Origin of the sequence: Micromonospora sp. NPDC051300, from assembly GCF_044455315.1 — a bacterium.
GTDB lineage: Bacteria > Actinomycetota > Actinomycetes > Mycobacteriales > Micromonosporaceae > Micromonospora > Micromonospora robiginosa.
In genome coordinates, this window is the sequence record NZ_JBITEP010000008.1 from 200,418 (window position 1) to 215,534 (window position 15,117).

The following is a 15,117-nucleotide window of genomic DNA, read 5'->3' on the forward strand; positions in this document are numbered from 1 at the left end:
GGCGTCAGCCCAGTCGGTCGAGGAGGTCGCGGCTGCGGCTCACCACCAGCGCGGTCGCCTCGGCGTCGTACGACGGGAGCGAGCGGTCGGTGAACAGGTGCCGGTCGCCCGGGTAGACGAACAGCTCGCCGCGCTCCGGGCCGACGATCGACACCAGCTCACGGGCGGCGTCGACGTCGCCCTCCAGCCCGAAGAACGGGTCCCGCTCCATGCCGTGGACCTGCACCGCGACGCCGTCGGGCCAGGGGCCGATCGCCCACTCGCCGGTCACCGGCAGGCAGGCCTCGTAGAGCAGGGCGGCGCGGGCGCCGGGCCGGGTCTGGGCGAGCCGCTGGGCGATGGCCGCACCCCAGGAGACGCCGGCGTAGACGAGGTCGGGAGGCAGGTCGGCGGCGATCCGGTCGGCGCGTTCGTCGAGGGTGTCGCCGCCGATCCGCTTGGTGAGCGCCGAGCCCTCCTCGAGGCTGGCCGGCAGCTCGCCGTCGAACAGGTCGGGGACGTGCACGGTGTGCCCGCCGGCGCCGAGCGCGTCGGCGAGGGCGCGCACGCCGTCGGTACGCCCCTGCAGGTGGTGGAAGAGGAGGATCTCGGCCATCTCTAGACTCCTGACTGTCGGACCAGAATCATCGAACGAACCAGAATCTTAGAACGGTCGAGAAATGTCGGTCAATCAGCGGATCCCGGACTACGACCTCGACGACCTGCTCGTGGTCACCGCCCCGGAGCAGTTGAAGGCGCTCGCCGACCCGCTGCGCGGCACCCTCCTGGAGCTGCTCCTGGAGCGCGCGGCCACCGTGAACGAACTCGCCGCCGCCGTCGACCGGCCGAAGAGCAGCGTGGCCTACCACGTGAACCAACTGGTCGACGCCGGTCTGCTGCGGGTGGTGCGCACCCGCCGGGTCCGGGCGATCGAGGAGCGGTTCTACGGCCGCGTGGCCCGCACCTTCTACGTCGGCGCGCTCCACCGGCCGGAGGACAAGCAGACCGTCGCGCGGATCAACGGGCTCGCCGAGGCGGCGGCCGAGGCGGCCGCCGCGCACGCCGCCGACGAACTGCGGTGCACGCTGGTGCACGCCCGCATCCCGATCGAGGACGTACGCGAGTTCTGGACCGAGGTGCAGGCGCTGGCCCGACGGTTCGCGCAGATACCGCGCGCCGGCGACCAGGTGTACGGCTTCGCCGCCGGCCTCTACCCCACCGACGCGCCCACCCTGCCCGACCCGGACGCCCCCGCGCCCGACCCGCAGACCTGACCGTGAGCGCGATATGCCTCTCAGGCATAATTATGTCTCACAGGTATATCGCTCACTGCGAATCAGCCTATGAGCTGCGACGCGCCGGAGCCGCGACACGCCGACAGGTCTCCCGCCGGGGCAGCGCGGCCAGTCCCCCTGGCTCCCACCGCGAACCGCCGGCCAATCGGCGAGGCCGCCCGGGGCCGCGCCGAGGCGGTGGCCGGGAGCAGGCTAGCGTCGGAGCGTGAGCACCGGATCCCCCCGCGTCCTGCCCGCCGCCGGCGGCATCGACGAGGCCGCCGCCGTCCTGCGCGCCGGCGGGCTGGTCGCCTTCCCCACCGAGACGGTCTACGGGCTGGGTGCGAACGCGTTGGACGCCCGCGCCGCCGCGCGGATCTTCGAAGCGAAGGCCCGGCCCAGCTTCGACCCGCTGATCAGCCACCTGGCCGACGCCGCCGACCTGCCGGCGCTCGTCGGCGCGGTGCCGCCGGCCGTGGCCGCGCTCGTCGAGCGGTTCTGGCCCGGCCCGCTCACGCTGATCGTGGACCGGCCCGCCGCGATCCCGCCGATCGTCACCTCCGGCCTGGACACCATGGCGGTCCGGGTCCCCGACGAACCGGCCGCCCGGGCGCTGATCGCCGCCGCCGGGGTGCCGGTCGCCGCGCCGAGTGCCAACCGGTTCGGGCAGCTCAGCCCCACCCGGGCCGAGCACGTGGTGGCCGGGCTGGGCGGTGCGGTGGACGTGGTGCTCGACGGCGGGCCCACCCGCTGCGGCATCGAGTCGACGATCGTGGACGCGCGGGGCGAACGGCCGGTGGTGCTCCGGCTCGGCGCGCTGCCGGTGGAGGCGCTCGTCGAGGCGGTCGGGCCGGTCGAGGTACGCCAGGGCAGCTCCGGCCAGCCGGTCGCGCCCGGAACGCTTGCCGCGCACTATGCGCCGCGTACCCCGTTGCGGTTGGGCACGGCGGCCGAGCACGACGGCGGCCGGCGGGGATTCCTGGCCTTCCGGGAGCCACCGGCGGACGGCGACTGGGCGGCGGTGGAGGTGCTCTCGCCCGACGGCGACCTGACCGCGGCGGCGGCGCGGCTCTTCGACGCGCTGCACCGGCTCGACGCCGCCGGGGTGACCGCGATCGTCGCCGAGCCGGTGCCCGACGAAGGGGTCGGTCGGGCCGTCAACGACAGGCTGCGCCGGGCCGCCGCGACCTGGCACTGAGCGCCGATCAGGACGAGCCGGGCTGCGGCAGGCGGTCCACCAGCCTGGTCAACGCGCCGTTCGCGAACGTCGCGCCGAGCGCCGAGCCGGTGGCGATGGTCCAGCCCACCGGCCCCAGCGGGGTGCAGCCGAAGAACTGGCTGACCCCGGGTGTCTGCACCACCACGACGAGCACGCCCACCGACGCGGCGGTGGCCGCGAGCACGGTGGGGCTGGTGCCGCCGGCCAGCACGGTCTGACCGAGCTGGGTGCCGATCAGCGAGGCGAGCGCCACGGTGCCGGCCCGGCGTTGCGTACCGGTCCAGCGGGCCAGCGTCCAACCGGCGGTCGCGCCCAGCGTGGTCGCCGCCGCGCGCAGCCCGATCTCCCGGGTCATGGTCGCGCCGAGCGACGAGTCCGGCCCCTCCCGCAGCAGGTGGTCGGCGCGGTCCTCGGCCGGCGGCCGGACCGCGATGGCCAGCGCCGGCGCCAGGTCGGTGAGCAGGTTGACCAGCAGCAGTTGCCGCCCGGTCAGCGCGGACCGGCCCGTCGACGCGGCGCTCAGCACGCTGAACGCGATCTCACCGAGGTTGCCGCCGACCAGGATGCTCAGCGCGTGCCGGACCGACGACCACATGGCCCGCCCCTCGACCAGCGTGGCGATGATCGTCTCCAGCCGGTCGTCGGTGACCACCAGGTCGGCGGCGGCGCGGGCGGCCGGGGTGCCCCGTTGACCGAGCGCGATGCCGACGTCGGCGAGGCGGATCGCCGGTGCGTCGTTGGCGCCGTCACCGGTCATCGCCACCGTCCGGCCCCGACGCTGCAACGCCTGGATGATCCGCACCTTGTGCGCGGGCGTGCAACGGGCCACCACGTCGGTGGCCATCAGCCGCTCGGCGAGCGCCGCGTCGTCCAGGCGGTCCAGGTCGGTGGCGGTCACCACCCGCTGCTGCCCGTGATCGGGGCTGATCGTGGCGGCGATGGCCTCGGCGGTCGCCGGATGATCCCCGGTGATCATGACGGTGTGCACGCCGGCCTTCCGGATCCGCTCCACCGCCGGGCGGGCGCTCTCCCGCACCCCGTCCGCCAGCGTCAGGAAACCCACGAAGACCAGGCCGTCGACCTGCTCGTCGGTGACCGCGTCGGTGGCGACGCGGCACTCGGCCAGGGCGAGGATGCGGTGCCCGGCGCCGGCCCGGGCGGCAAGCATGGCCTGCACCTCGTCCCGGCCGGCCGCGTCCAACGGCCGGTCGCCCCCGGTGGTACGCCGGGACGCGCAACGCGGCAGCACCGACTCCGGCGCACCCTTCACGCTGAGCAGCGACCCGTCCGCGGTGCGCCCGACCGTGGCGCTGTAGCCCCTCGACGGCTCGAACGGCAGCCCGCCGGTCGCGGTCCACTCCACCGCCCCGGTGCGCTCGGTGACCCCGGCCGCGTTCGCGCCCCGGCGTACCGCCCGGTCGGTCTGCTGCGGCAACTCGTCCGGGTCGTCGGCGGCCGGGGTGGCCCGCAACGCCGCCGCCAGCGTCGACCGGAGCGCGTCGTCCAGGCGGTCCGCCGGTGCGTACCTGTCGTCGCCGGTGCCCACGCCGGCCAGCAGCAGCTTCCCCTCGGTGAGCGTGCCGGTCTTGTCGAAGCAGAGCACGTCCACCCGGCCCAGCGCCTCGATGGTGCGCGGGTTGCGGACCAGCGCGCCGTGCTCGGCCAACCGGCGCGCCGCCGCCAGTTGCGCGGCGCTGACCAGGAACGGCAGCCCCTCCGGCACCGACGCCACGGCCAGGTTCGCGGCGGTCGCCGCCGTCTCCGCCAGGGGTACGCCCCGGAGCAGTCCCGCCCCGGCCACCGCGATCGCCGACCCGGCCGCCAGCGGTACGGCGGAGCGGGTCAGCTTCCCGAGCCGCGCCTCCACCCCGCTCGCCGGCGGGGCCTGCCGGGCCAGGGCCAGGCTCCGGCCCGACTCCGTCTCCGCACCGGTGGCCACCACCACCGCGGTGCCGTGCCCGGCGGCGACGGTGGTGCCCTCGAAGAGCATCGAGTGCCGCTCGGCGATGGCCGCCGCCACCACCGGGTCCGGGTTCTTCGCCACCGGCAGCGACTCGCCGGTCAGCGACGACTCGTCGGCCTCCAGGCCGTCGGTGGTCAGCACGCGGCAGTCCGCCGGTACGGCGTCACCGGAACCGACGCTGATCACGTCGCCGGGCACCAGTTCCTCGGCGGGCACCACCCGTTCCGCGCCGTCGCGCCGGACCCGGGCGGTGATCGCCGAGCGGGACAGCAGTTCGGCCAGGGAGCGTTCGGTGTTGCGTTGGTGCACGGCGCCGATCAGCGCGGATCCGCCGACGAGGCCGCCGACCAGCGCCGCGTCGACGAGCGAGCCGAACGCGGCGGACAGCACCGCCCCGGCGGCCAGCACCGGGGTGAGCGGGTTCGACAGTTCGTCGACGAACGCGCGGAGCAGCCCGGCCGGCCCGTGCCCGTCGCCGGCCGCCGCGCCCCGCCGACGACCGGCCTCCTCGTCGGTCAGCCCGCCGGGACGGGTACCGAGCTGGTCCAGGACCGTCTCCACAGGCATCAGGTGCCAGGCGGTGAGCGCGGGTGTCGGGGTGCCGGTGCGGTCCGGCAGCCGACGGGCCCGGAAGACGCCGTGCGCGAACGCGACCGCGGCGGCGCCGTTCACCGCCGCCATGGTCCGGCCGGGGAGCTGCCGCCGCTCGGCGGTGAACGCGCCGAGCGCGCCGAGCCCGCTGCCGGCCATGGCGATGCGGATGTTCTGCCCGGTCATCCGGCGGGCCACCCCGGCGGCGTCGACGAGCAGGGCGGGGACCCGCAGGTCGTCGCCGACCAGCAGGTGCGCGCCCCACGGGGGCAGCTCGTCCGGCGCGGACACGCCGAGGCCGCAGTCGGCGGCGGCGAGCGCGGCTCGTTCCCCGGAGACCACCAGCACGACGGCGCCCTCGCGTTGCAGATCCCGGACCGCGTCGCCGAGCCGGTCGCCGCCCGGCACCCGGCGGTCGGCGACGTCGTACCGGCCGTCCTCGGCGCCGCCGATCACCAGCCGGAATCCGGCCCGCCGGACGGCGGACACCAGCGCGTCCACCCCGGGCGCGGGTTCCGGTTCCACCCGCAGCACGGCGGCGAGCCGGCCGCCCTCGGACAGCCCGAGCAGCCGACCCCCGTCGGCGCGCAGCCGCGCGCTGTCCGGGGTGTCCCCGGGATCCTCGGCGTCGAGACGGTCCAGCGGCCCGAGCCGCCAGCCGTCGTCGGACCGTACGGCGTCCGGGTCGGCCGGGTCGAACAACGCGAACGCGCGCGCCGCCACCTGCCTGGTCTCCGCTCCGGGCAGCGGGGCCAGGTCGGAGAGCACACCTCGGTCGGAGCCGAGCACCGCGGCGTCCAGCAGCACCGTGTCGATCCGGTCCAGCTCCCGCAGCACGCTGCGGTCCATGGCGATCACCCCGCGCCGGGCCAGCATCCGGCCGAGCTGTGCGGCGTACCCCTCGCGACCGCTGCCCGGCGCCTTGGGCAACGAGGAGAGCGCCAGCGCGGCGGCCCGCTTGCCCCCGGCGACCGGGATCGCCGCGGCGCCGGCCACCGCGCCGGCCGCGAGCATCCGCTGGACGTAGCGCTCCGCCGGCCCGTCCGGCACCGGGCAGGGCCGTTCGCCGTCCGGCACCCGCGCGACCGCCCGGTCCGGGTCGCCGGTCAGCTTCGGCTCGGCCCGGCTCCAGGCGGCGAGCTGGGCCCGCGCCTCACCCCACTGCACCACCCGCTGCGCGCCGTCGAGCACGATGCCGGCCCAACCGCCGGTGAGGCCCTGCACGACCGCCTCGGCGAGCGGGAACAGCACCTCGGCGCGCGGGTCGGCGCGCAGGCCACGATCGGCCAGCGCGTGTAGCTTCGGGTGCAGGTCGACGGCGTTGAGCAGGCCGGCCACCTCCCCGGGGACCGGTGTGAACGGCAGGATCCGGGTGGCCGCGGAGATGGTGAGACCGAGCGCGTCGGAGGCGAGCGCGCCGAGCGTACGCGGGGTGCGCGGGCCCTCCTCGGGTGGATGCGGCGGCGGGATCTCCGGGTCCGGCTCGTACGGGCAGACGCGCTCGGCGCGCGTCACGGTGTCGATCAGGTCGCGCAGCTTCGGCTTCGGCTCACCGGTCGCCACCACCACCCGGCCGGAGGGCGCGTTCACCCGTGCCCAGGTCACCCCCGGCACCGCCTCCAGCGCCGCCTCGACCTGCCGGGCGAGTCGGTCCCCGCCGTCCTGGCAGACGCCGTGCACCTCGATGTGGTGCCGGCCGTCACGCGACCACACCCGCCGCCGGGACAGGCCGGCCAGCCGGGCCAGGCGGGTGGCCGCGGAACCCACGGTCCCCGCCGCCTCGGTGACGCCGGTCGGCACGGCCGCGCCCGGCAGGGCCGACCCGACGGTACGGGCGACCCGCGCCACGGCGTCCGGCACGGCGGCCGGCGACAGCAGGAGACCGGCGAAGCCGTACGCCATCTCGCCTCCCGGATTCGTCCCGGCGGCCCGACTTCCCGGCGCGACGTCCGTTATGCCCCCGCGGCGGGGGAAGTTTCCCCCGCTGCCCGGGGCATGGACGCCGGGGGCGGTGGAATGCCGGTGGGGTCGATGCGTCGTCGTTACCGGGGAGGCAGGGATGAGCACGCTGACGCGACACCTGAGCGGAGCACGGGAGACGGTCCGGGCGTACAGCCGGCGGGTGGACGTCCCGCTGCTGGGCGAGGTGGCCGTGCCGCCGCCGGACAAGCTGGCCTACTACGCCGGCGTCGGGGTGCTCGCCGCGTTGCAGGTCATCGAGTGGCCGCTCGCCCTGGTCATCACCGCCGGGCACGTCCTCGCCGACCAGCATGCCTCCGGCCTGGCGAAGGGCATCGGCGAGGCGTTGGAGACCGCCTGACGAGACCGGGCCCACAGTTGACCTCAACCACGGTTGAGGAACCAGGCTGGAGCCCATGACGATCGTCGCCACCGCACCCGGGACCTCCGCCGACGGCCTGTGGTCGCCGGGCCTGCGGGCCATGACCGTGGGCAGCGTCGCCCTGGTGTCGCTGCTCGCGTTCGAGGCCCTCGCGGTGGGCACGGCCATGCCGACGGTGGCACGCAGCCTGGACGGCCTCGGCCTGTACGCGCTGGCGTTCGGTGGCCCGTTCGCCTCCGGCGTGGTGGCGATGGTGGCCTCCGGCATCTGGTGCGACGCGCGAGGCCCTCGCCCGGCCATGTGGCACGGCGTGGCCTGGTTCGTCGTCGGGCTGGCGCTGGCGGGCGCCGCCACCGGCATGGGTGTGCTGGTCGCCGGCCGGGTGGTGCAGGGCTTCGGCTCGGGGCTGCTGTCGGTGGCGCTCTACGTGATCGTCGGGCACGCGTACCCGGAGCGGCTGCGGCGGCGGATGTTCGCCGCGTTCGCGGCGGCCTGGGTGGTGCCGTCGCTGGTCGGGCCGGCGCTGGCCGGCCTGATCGTGGAGTACCTGGGTTGGCGCTGGGTGTTCCTCGCGGTGCCGGCTGTCGCGGTGCCGGCGGTGCTGCTGATCCAGCCGGGACTGCGGTCACTGGCCGGCACCGTGCCGACCCGCCCACCGGCCGGGGCGCTGGCCCGGGTGGGCTGGGCCTGCGGGGCCGGGGCGAGCGCCGCACTGTTGCACCACGGGGGGCAGCAGCGCGGCGCGCTCGCCGCCGGCTTCGTCGCCGCGGCGCTGGCCGGGTTGCTCGTCTGCGTACCCCGGTTGTTGCCGCCGGGGTTCCTGCGGGCGGCGCGCGGGCTGCCGACGGTGATCGGCCTGCGTGGCCTGGCGTCGGCGGCGTTCGTCGGCGCGGAGGTGGTGATCCCGCTGATGCTCTCCAGGGAGCGCGGCTTCTCGCCCACCGGCGCCGGGCTGGTGCTGACCGTCGGGGCGCTCTCCTGGTCGGCGGGTTCGTGGATCCAGGGCCGGATCGCCGCGCCCCGCTCCGCAGCCACCCCGCCCCGGGCCGGGCTGGCCTGCATCGCCGCCGGCACAGCGGGCGTCGCGTCGGCGCTGCTGCCGGGGATCCCGGTGGCGCCGGCGGTGTTCGCCTGGGCGGTCGCCGGCCTGGGCATGGGCCTGCTCTACCCGTCGCTGTCGGTACTGACGCTGGAGTTGTCCGCCCCGGCCGAGCAGGGCCGGAACTCCTCGGCGTTGCAGTTGGGTGACTCGCTGGCGGCCGCCACCGTGCTGGCGTTGACCGGGGCGGTGCTGGCCGGCGGCGGTTCGCCCGGCCCGGCGAGCTACGCGGCCACGCTTGCGGTGGCGGCCGGGTGCGGCCTGCTCGGCCTGCTGCTCGCCGGCCGGGTGGTGCTCCGGCCGGCGGGGTGACGGCGGCGTGGCGTGCCAGGAGGCGAGCGTTTCACGCAGCGTGACGCGATCGGAAGAAGGCACCACTTTTCGACGTCATGCCTCTCAGTCATATTTATGCCTCAGAGGTATAAGGACGAAAAGCAGACCCTTCTTCGGAGCGGGCCGGCCCTCGCGTCGTCCCAGGTCGCGACCTGCTCGGCGCGACTCGCCGCCTTGGGGTGCCTCCGCATTCGGCCGAGCCGGCGGCCCGTTTCCGCGCGGGCGGTCACGATCCCTCCCGGTGCTCCGTCCTTGTCGGGCCGGACTCGACCGGCCCGGGAACCTGATTCGCGTGGAGCGGGCGGCCACGCGGCGACCGAGCGGGAGGATGGGGCGATGCGGGTCTTGGTGACCGGGGCGACCGGGCGGCTCGGGCGGGTGGCGGTGCCGCGACTGCGGGACGAGGGATTCACGCTGCGGGCGGTGAGCCGCCGGCCCGGTGCCGGCGAGGGTGTCGAGTGGATGACCGCCGACCTGGCCAGCGGCGCCGGACTGGCCGAGGTGGTCGCGGGGATGGACGCGATCCTGCACCTGGCCTCCTCGCCGAAGCGGCACACCCACGAGATCGACGTGCTCGGCACCCGCCGGCTGACCGTGGCCGCCGGGCACGCCGGGGTCCGGCACCTGGTGTACGTCTCGATCGTCGGCGTGGACCGGGTGCCGCTCGGTTACTACCGGCACAAGCTCGCCGCGGAACAGGTGGTCGCCGCCGGCGAGGTGCCGTGGAGCGTGCTGCGGGCGACCCAGTTCCCCGGGTTCCTGGCGGAGTTGCTGGCCGGCGCGAGTCGGTTGGGCCCGGTGGTCGGGGACCCGGCGGTGCTCGCCCAGCCGGTCGACCCCGGCGAGGTGGCCGACCGGCTCGCGGTGCTGCTGCGCGCCGGCCCGTCGCACCGGGTGGAGGACTTCGGCGGCCCCGAGGTGCTTCGTTTCGACGAGGCCGCCCGAGCCTGGCTGGCGGCCCGCCGGTCCCGCCGGCCGCTGCTGCCGGTCCGGATCCCGGGGCGGCTCGGCCGCGAGTTGCGCGCCGGCGCCCTGACCACGACCGCCACCCCGACCGGCACCCGCACCTGGGCGGACCACCTGGCGGAGAAAGGCCGGGCCCCCGCTTAACGGATTCGGTAGAGGAAGGGGCCCCTCCTAACCGGGCGGCGAGCGGGCGGCCGGCGCAGGTGCGAGGATCGCACCCGTGATGGGAACGCTGAAGACGGAGCCGGCCCGGGTCCGGCTGGACCTGTTGGCACCGCCGGTCGCCGCGGCCGTGGAGCGCTGGCCGGACGAGGCGCCTGTCGACGTGGACGAGGTGCTCGTCGCCCCGATCGACGCCGAGCTGGCCGACACCGCCGCCTTCTGCGCTGCGTACGAGGTGGGGTTGGACGAGTCGGCCAACTGCGTGGTGGTCGCCGGCAAGCGGGGCGGCGAGACCCGCTACGCCGCCTGCATCGTGCTCGCCACCACCCGCGCCGACGTGAACGGCGTGGTCCGCAAGCTGCTCGACGTCCGCAAGGCGAGCTTCGCGCCGATGGCCGAGGCGGTGGAGCTGACCGGCATGGAATACGGCGGGATCACCCCGATCGGGCTGCCCGAGGAGTGGCCGATCCTGGTCGACTCACGGGTGATCGCCACACCACACGTGATCATCGGATCGGGCGTACGCCACAGCAAGATCGCCCTGCCCGGGCCGGCGCTCGGCGCGCTGCCCGGGGCGAGGGTGGTCGAGGATCTGGCCAGGCCGGCCTAGCGCCTCATCCGCATCGATCTTGTTCCACGTGAAACATCAGCCGGCCGCCTCCCGCTGGGCCACCTCGCGAAGCGCGGCGAGCATCGTCTCCGGCTCCTGGGCGCCGGTGACCGCGTACTTCCCGGCCAGCACGAAGGTCGGGACGCTGGAGACGCCGAGCTGGTGCGCGGCGGTCAGTTCGGCGGCCACCTCGCGGCGGCCGAGGTTCGACTCCAGATAACCGCGCGCCTCGGTCTCGTCCAGCCCGACCTCGGCGGCGAGCGCGACAAGCGCGTCGATCGATCCGACGTCGAGACCGTCGGCGAAGTGCGCCCGGTAGAGCCGCTCGACCATCTCGTCGGCGCGCCCCCGCTCGGCGGCGAACCGCACCAGCCGGTGCGCGTCGAACGTGTTCGCCGCCACCGCCCGGTCGAAGCGCAGGTCGAGGCCCACGCCGGCGGCGATCCCGGAGACGTGGGCGGCCATCTGGTCGGCCTTGTCCCGGCCGCCGAACTTGTCGCCAAGCGCGTCGAGCAACGGCCTCGGCTCGGTGACCGGCGTCGGGTCGAGCTGGAACGGCCGGTACCGGACGGTCACCTTGCCGTCGTACGACTCGATGGCCTGCTCCAGGCGGCGCTTGCCGATCCAGCACCAGGGGCAGGCGACGTCGGCGTAGATCTCGATCTCCATGACCAGCGACAACCCGCAGGTCAGGCGATCTGTTCCCGAACCTGTCGCTTGAGCCGGGCCAGGATGGCGGTGCCGCCGCGGACCCGGAGCGGGCTGATCGCCTGGGCCAGGCCCATCCGCTGGTAGAGGTCGTCCGGCACGGCCAGCACCTCCTCGGCGCTCGCGCCGGCCAGCCCGTCGGCGAGGATGCCGGCGAACGCCCGGGTGGTCGGCGCCTCAGGCGGGCAGTCGAAGACCGTGCTCACGGTCTTGTCGGCGTTCACCTCGGCGCGCAGGAAGAACGCGGTCTGGCACTCGGGGACCTGCTCCAGCGCCTCCCGGTCGACGCCCTCCGGCAGGGGCGGGATCACGTCGGCGAACTCCAGCAACATCTCCAGCACGACGTCGCGCGGGGCGGCGGCGAACTCGTCGACGATCTCGGCGAGCTTGGTCGGCATCTCGGGCATGCGTCGAGGCTAGCCGTCCCGTCCGCACCACCCGGCGCTGGTGGTGAGAAGGGGCCCCTTCTCTACCTGAGGCGTTAAGAAGGGGCCCCGCCTTTCACGAGTTGGGCGCGGCCTGACTGATGTCGCTGAGCGCCGACCGGGGGTCCATCCGGATGGCCAGGTCGCCCAGGGAGACGATGCCAACCAGCTTTCGCTCGTTGTCGCAGACCAGCACCCGCCGGATGTTGCGCTCACGCATCAACGCGGCCGCCTCGCTCGCCGTGCAGTGCTGTTCGATCATGACGACCTCACGGGTGATGATCGACCCGATCGTGGTGGTGCCCGGGTCGGCCCGCTCGGCCACCGCCCGCACCACGATGTCGCGGTCGGTCAGCACACCGGCGAGCGTGGCGCCGTCGGTGACCACCACGTCGCCGATGTCGGACTCCTTCATCACCCGGGCCGCCTCGTCCAACGGGGTCTCCGCCGGAAGATAGACCACCTGCTTGGTCATCACGTCGTTGACGCGGTACATGAGAGCCTCCGAAACGCCTCGGTCGATCCTTCTGCGGTACCCGGTGGCGCAATCGCTACACCCGGTTGCGGCGCGTCGCGCCCACCTCGTCGAGCAGTCGTGCCACGGCGTCCGCCACGGACAGTTCGGTCCGCTCGCCGCCGGCCCGGTCACGCAGCTCGACGTACCCGTCGGCGAGCCGGCGGCCGACCACGACGGCGCGCGGGATGCCGATCAGCTCGACGTCGGTGAACTTCACCCCGGCGGAGACGTGGGAACGGTCGTCGACGAGCACCCGCAGACCCGCGGCGGAGAGGCGACCGCCGAGTTCCAGCGCCGCGTCGAGCTGCGGCCCCTTCCCGGCCGACACCACGTGTACGTCGCACGGCGCGACCTCGGCCGGCCAGACCAGCCCCCGGTCGTCGTGGTGCTGCTCGGCCACGGCGGCGACCGCCCGGGACACCCCGATGCCGTAGCAGCCCATGGTCGGCCGGACCGGCTTGCCCTCGGGGCCGAGCACGTCGACCACGAACGCGTCGGTGTAGCGCCGGCCGAGCTGGAAGATGTGGCCCACCTCGATGCCGCGCCGCAGGGTCAGCTCGCCGTCGCCGCAGGCCGAGCAGGGGTCGCCCGGGCGCACCTCGGCGGCCTCGATGGTGCCGTCGGGCACGAAGTCGCGCCCGCACACCACGTCGGTGGCGTGCCGCCCCGGCTCGTTGGCGCCGGTCAACCAGGCGCTGCCGGTGACCACCCGGGGATCGACCAGATAGCGGACCCCGTGCTTGGCCAGGACCTGCGGCCCGAGATAGCCGCGGACCAGCTCCGGGTGCGCGGCCCAGTCGTCGAACACGGCCACGGTGGCCGGGGCGAGCACCGCCCCGACCCGCTTCAGGTCCACCTCGCGGTCGCCCGGCAGGCCGACGACGAGCAGCTCGGCCCGCTCCGCGCCCGGCTGCCGGACGGTCAGCACCACGTTCTTCAACGTGTCGGCGGCGGTCCAGCCGGTGCGGCCGGCGAGCGCGCGCCCGTTGGCCAGGTCGACCAGGGACGCGATGGTCGGCGTCTCCGGGGTGTCGTGCACCTCGACCGGCGGGTGCGCGTCCGGGTCACCGGCGGCCGGCGCGCCGGTCACCACCGCCTCGGTGTTGGCCGCGTAGTCGCAACGGGTGCATCCGACGTAGGTGTCCTCACCGACCGGCGTGGCGGCCAGGAACTCCTCCGACGCCGAGCCACCCATCGCGCCGGACATCGCGCGCACCACGGTGAAGTCCAGCCCGAGCCGGGTGAAGATCCGACGGTACGCCTCCCGGTGCCTGTCGTAGGCGGCCTGAAGACCGGTGGCGTCCAGGTCGAAGGAGTAGGCGTCCTTCATCAGGAACTCGCGTCCACGCAGCAGGCCGGCCCGGGGACGCGCCTCGTCCCGGAACTTCGTCTGGATCTGGAACAGCGTCACCGGGAAGTCCCGGTACGACGTGAACACGTCCTTTACCAGCAGCGCGGCCAACTCCTCGTGGGTCGGCGCGAGCAGGTGCTCGGCGCCCTTCCGGTCGGCCAGGGTGAAGATGTCGTCGCCGTACTCGGTCCACCGCCCGCTGGTCCGGTAGGGCTCCGCCGGCAGCAGCGCCGGGAAGTGCACCTCCTGGTCGCCGATCGCGGTCATCTCGTCCCGGACGATCGCGGTGATCCGGTCCAGCACCAGCTTGCCCAGCGGCAGCCAGGTGTAGCCGCCCGGCGCGGCGCGACGCACGTAGCCGGCGCGGAGCAGCAGCCGGTGGCTCGGCACCTCCGCGTCGGCCGGGTCCTCGCGCAGGGTCCGGAGCAGCAGAGTGGACACGCGTAGCAACATGGGCGCAGCGTACGGCGACGACCGGCGCGCGGGCGATCCGTTTCGGCCTTCCCGGGGTATGACTGTCGTATGGAAGATCGTCCCCGGTTCTCGTTGACGTCCACCGTCCTCGACGCGCCGTCCGCTCAGGAACTCGCCGTCTTCTACGAGCGGCTGCTGGACTGGCCCAGACGCGAGGACGAGCACGACTGGGTGGTGCTGGCCCCGCCGGACGGCGGCGCCACGCTGGCGTTCCAGGACGAGCCGGCGTACGTCCGTCCGGTGTGGCCCGCCGGGCCGGGTGATCCGCCGATGATGCTCCACCTGGACATCAAGGTGGACGACCTCGACGTGGCCTCGGCGTACGCGGTGTCGCTCGGGGCGACGGTGGCCGAATACCAGCCCCAGGACGACGTACGCGTCCACCTCGACCCGGTCGGCCACCCGTTCTGCCTCTACCTCTGACCGATCACCCGGATCTCACAACGGACCCCGCCCACCTTGGCGAGTCGGGCGTCACCGGTGACCAGGGGGCAGGCCGACGTCTCCGCCGCCGCGACGTAGGCCGCGTCGTAGGCGGAGAGGTTTCCTCGGAGCTGCCACATCCGCTCGACAACCATGGCGGCCGGGATCTCGTCGATGACCAGCCATTGCAGGGCATCGACGGCTTCCTGCGCCCGTGCGGCCGCCAGCTTTCGGCCCAACGCCTTACCCCTGATCACCGACATGACCTCGATCAACAGGTGACCCGGCGCTGCCCAGTGCGGGTCAGCCATCAGCTCGGATCGTGCGGCGTCGCCCATCGGACCGTCGTCCACGAGGGCGTCGGCAAGGGCGGACGCGTCCACCACGATCATGCGGCGTCGCCCCGGCTCTCGCGCCGGCTCCGCTCGCTTCCGCGATCGTCGGCCAGGTCGGCCGCGCTCTCCCCGGGCAACGACCGCGTGCCGTCGGACCGCCCGCCGAAGCCGTCAAGGATCGCGGCGTTACGCAGCCGTCGGGCCTGGGTCTCCACCAACTCCAGCAGGTATGCCTGGAGCGACTGACCACGTGCCCTGGCCTCGGCGGCGAGCGCGTTCCGCACGTCTTCCGGCACATCCCGGATCTGCAGCGCAACCATGCATTCATTCTGCATGCAAACCCGATG

At 74.6% G+C, this 15,117-nt stretch carries 15 protein-coding genes; 7 read left to right on the top strand and 8 right to left on the bottom strand.

The features are described 5' to 3' along the window. Positions 1–4: 4 nt before the first annotated feature. Complete coding sequence (locus ACIA5A_RS12105; protein WP_396759994.1) at positions 5–595, bottom strand: dienelactone hydrolase family protein; 591 nt, start codon at positions 593–595, stop codon at positions 5–7. 64 nt (positions 596–659) lie between these two features. Here ACIA5A_RS12105 and ACIA5A_RS12110 point away from each other — a divergent pair, with 64 nt between their 5' ends. Both ACIA5A_RS12110 and ACIA5A_RS12115 read left to right on the top strand, forming a co-directional pair. Next, a complete protein-coding gene (locus ACIA5A_RS12110) occupies positions 660–1,253 on the top strand; it encodes a helix-turn-helix domain-containing protein (RefSeq protein ID WP_396759996.1) in 594 nt (197 codons plus the stop codon). 250 nt (positions 1,254–1,503) lie between these two features. Further along, positions 1,504–2,451 carry an L-threonylcarbamoyladenylate synthase gene (locus ACIA5A_RS12115; RefSeq protein WP_396760166.1) on the top strand — a complete coding sequence of 316 codons (948 nt, stop codon included), beginning with the start codon at positions 1,504–1,506 and terminating at the stop codon, positions 2,449–2,451. A gap of 7 nt (positions 2,452–2,458) precedes the next feature. On the opposite strand, the gene ACIA5A_RS12120 is transcribed toward ACIA5A_RS12115, so the two are convergent. Next, positions 2,459–6,928 carry an HAD-IC family P-type ATPase gene (locus ACIA5A_RS12120; RefSeq protein ID WP_396759999.1) on the bottom strand — a complete coding sequence of 1,490 codons (4,470 nt, stop codon included), beginning with the start codon at positions 6,926–6,928 and terminating at the stop codon, positions 2,459–2,461. Positions 6,929–7,085: 157 nt separating this feature from the next. Between ACIA5A_RS12120 and ACIA5A_RS12125 the strand changes: the two genes are divergently transcribed. The 4 genes from ACIA5A_RS12125 (at position 7,086) to ACIA5A_RS12140 (ending at position 10,537) form a co-directional block, all read left to right on the top strand. Beyond that, positions 7,086–7,346, top strand: coding sequence for a hypothetical protein (locus ACIA5A_RS12125; protein WP_091061923.1), 261 nt, complete (start codon positions 7,086–7,088; stop codon positions 7,344–7,346). Positions 7,347–7,401: 55 nt separating this feature from the next. Further along, positions 7,402–8,778, top strand: coding sequence for an MFS transporter (locus ACIA5A_RS12130; protein ID WP_396760002.1), 1,377 nt, complete (start codon positions 7,402–7,404; stop codon positions 8,776–8,778). 357 nt (positions 8,779–9,135) lie between these two features. Then, positions 9,136–9,909 carry an SDR family oxidoreductase gene (locus tag ACIA5A_RS12135; RefSeq protein WP_396760005.1) on the top strand — a complete coding sequence of 258 codons (774 nt, stop codon included), beginning with the start codon at positions 9,136–9,138 and terminating at the stop codon, positions 9,907–9,909. A 79-nt stretch (positions 9,910–9,988) separates the two neighbouring features. Continuing rightward, positions 9,989–10,537, top strand: coding sequence for a YbaK/EbsC family protein (locus tag ACIA5A_RS12140; protein WP_396760168.1), 549 nt, complete (start codon positions 9,989–9,991; stop codon positions 10,535–10,537). Positions 10,538–10,573: 36 nt separating this feature from the next. On the opposite strand, the gene ACIA5A_RS12145 is transcribed toward ACIA5A_RS12140, so the two are convergent. From ACIA5A_RS12145 to ACIA5A_RS12160, 4 genes are all read right to left on the bottom strand, one after another. Further along, positions 10,574–11,206 (bottom strand): DsbA family protein, encoded by a 633-nt coding sequence (locus tag ACIA5A_RS12145; protein WP_396760007.1) that lies wholly within the window; start codon positions 11,204–11,206, stop codon positions 10,574–10,576. A gap of 20 nt (positions 11,207–11,226) precedes the next feature. Beyond that, positions 11,227–11,652: a SufE family protein gene (locus ACIA5A_RS12150; RefSeq protein WP_396760010.1), complete on the bottom strand. Its 426-nt coding sequence runs from the start codon at positions 11,650–11,652 to the stop codon at positions 11,227–11,229. 94 nt (positions 11,653–11,746) lie between these two features. Then, positions 11,747–12,166 carry a CBS domain-containing protein gene (locus ACIA5A_RS12155; protein ID WP_396760012.1) on the bottom strand — a complete coding sequence of 140 codons (420 nt, stop codon included), beginning with the start codon at positions 12,164–12,166 and terminating at the stop codon, positions 11,747–11,749. 55 nt (positions 12,167–12,221) lie between these two features. Continuing rightward, entirely contained in the window at positions 12,222–13,991 is a 1,770-nt protein-coding gene (locus ACIA5A_RS12160; RefSeq protein ID WP_396760015.1) for a proline--tRNA ligase, read from the bottom strand. Positions 13,992–14,060: 69 nt separating this feature from the next. On the opposite strand from ACIA5A_RS12160, the gene ACIA5A_RS12165 reads away from it, so the two are divergent. Next, complete coding sequence (locus ACIA5A_RS12165; RefSeq protein ID WP_396760018.1) at positions 14,061–14,435, top strand: VOC family protein; 375 nt, start codon at positions 14,061–14,063, stop codon at positions 14,433–14,435. Here ACIA5A_RS12165 and ACIA5A_RS12170 read toward each other — a convergent pair. Both ACIA5A_RS12170 and ACIA5A_RS12175 read right to left on the bottom strand, forming a co-directional pair. Next, positions 14,426–14,827: a type II toxin-antitoxin system VapC family toxin gene (locus ACIA5A_RS12170; RefSeq protein ID WP_396760020.1), complete on the bottom strand. Its 402-nt coding sequence runs from the start codon at positions 14,825–14,827 to the stop codon at positions 14,426–14,428. The genes ACIA5A_RS12165 and ACIA5A_RS12170 overlap by 10 nt on opposite strands. Continuing rightward, entirely contained in the window at positions 14,824–15,090 is a 267-nt protein-coding gene (locus ACIA5A_RS12175; RefSeq protein ID WP_396760023.1) for a FitA-like ribbon-helix-helix domain-containing protein, read from the bottom strand. Before ACIA5A_RS12175 ends, ACIA5A_RS12170 begins: the two co-directional genes overlap by 4 nt. Positions 15,091–15,117: the final 27 nt, after the last annotated feature.

Bases quoted from the DNA above. Each gene is read 5' to 3' on its own strand.
- ACIA5A_RS12140 (WP_396760168.1), top strand. From the start codon at position 9,989: ATGGGAACGCTGAAGACGGAGCCGGCCCGGGTCCGGCTGGACCTGTTG.
- ACIA5A_RS12110 (WP_396759996.1), top strand. From the start codon at position 660: ATGTCGGTCAATCAGCGGATCCCGGACTACGACCTCGACGACCTGCTC.
- ACIA5A_RS12165 (WP_396760018.1), top strand. From the start codon at position 14,061: ATGGAAGATCGTCCCCGGTTCTCGTTGACGTCCACCGTCCTCGACGCG.
- ACIA5A_RS12135 (WP_396760005.1), top strand. From the start codon at position 9,136: ATGCGGGTCTTGGTGACCGGGGCGACCGGGCGGCTCGGGCGGGTGGCG.
- ACIA5A_RS12160 (WP_396760015.1), bottom strand. From the start codon at position 13,991: ATGTTGCTACGCGTGTCCACTCTGCTGCTCCGGACCCTGCGCGAGGAC.
- ACIA5A_RS12145 (WP_396760007.1), bottom strand. From the start codon at position 11,206: ATGGAGATCGAGATCTACGCCGACGTCGCCTGCCCCTGGTGCTGGATC.
- ACIA5A_RS12120 (WP_396759999.1), bottom strand. From the start codon at position 6,928: ATGGCGTACGGCTTCGCCGGTCTCCTGCTGTCGCCGGCCGCCGTGCCG.
- ACIA5A_RS12125 (WP_091061923.1), top strand. From the start codon at position 7,086: ATGAGCACGCTGACGCGACACCTGAGCGGAGCACGGGAGACGGTCCGG.
- ACIA5A_RS12175 (WP_396760023.1), bottom strand. From the start codon at position 15,090: ATGGTTGCGCTGCAGATCCGGGATGTGCCGGAAGACGTGCGGAACGCG.
- ACIA5A_RS12130 (WP_396760002.1), top strand. From the start codon at position 7,402: ATGACGATCGTCGCCACCGCACCCGGGACCTCCGCCGACGGCCTGTGG.
- ACIA5A_RS12105 (WP_396759994.1), bottom strand. From the start codon at position 595: ATGGCCGAGATCCTCCTCTTCCACCACCTGCAGGGGCGTACCGACGGC.
- ACIA5A_RS12170 (WP_396760020.1), bottom strand. From the start codon at position 14,827: ATGATCGTGGTGGACGCGTCCGCCCTTGCCGACGCCCTCGTGGACGAC.
- ACIA5A_RS12155 (WP_396760012.1), bottom strand. From the start codon at position 12,166: ATGTACCGCGTCAACGACGTGATGACCAAGCAGGTGGTCTATCTTCCG.
- ACIA5A_RS12150 (WP_396760010.1), bottom strand. From the start codon at position 11,652: ATGCCCGAGATGCCGACCAAGCTCGCCGAGATCGTCGACGAGTTCGCC.